At 43.5% G+C, this 354-nt stretch carries 2 rRNA genes; both read right to left on the minus strand.

Annotated features, from left to right (window positions below):
• Window positions 1–5: 5 nt before the first annotated feature.
• Window positions 6–120, minus strand: a 5S ribosomal RNA gene (gene rrf, locus H4J56_RS19400).
• A gap of 114 nt (window positions 121–234) precedes the next feature.
• Window positions 235–349, minus strand: a 5S ribosomal RNA gene (rrf, locus tag H4J56_RS19405).
• Window positions 350–354: the final 5 nt, after the last annotated feature.

A 354-nucleotide genomic window follows, 5' to 3' on the forward strand; every position in this document is an offset into this window, starting at 1 on the left:
TAGAAGCCTAGCAATGTCCTACTCTCACATGGGAACTCCCACACTACCATCGGCGCTACTGCGTTTCACTTCTGAGTTCGGAATGGGATCAGGTGGTGCCACAGTGCTATTGTCGCTAGACAAAACTTGTAATATCAAAGATATAATTTAATTTATACTGTTTAAAATATAAAGTAAATTAGAACCTTGGAACAAAAAACCCGTAGCATCAGCTACGGGTTTCTCTAAATAGAAGCCTAGCAATGTCCTACTCTCACATGGGAACTCCCACACTACCATCGGCGCTACTGCGTTTCACTTCTGAGTTCGGAATGGGATCAGGTGGTGCCACAGTGCTATTGTCGCTAGACAAAA

The organism is Colwellia sp. BRX8-4, assembly GCF_014077345.1.
Taxonomy (GTDB): Bacteria; Pseudomonadota; Gammaproteobacteria; order Enterobacterales; family Alteromonadaceae; genus Colwellia_A.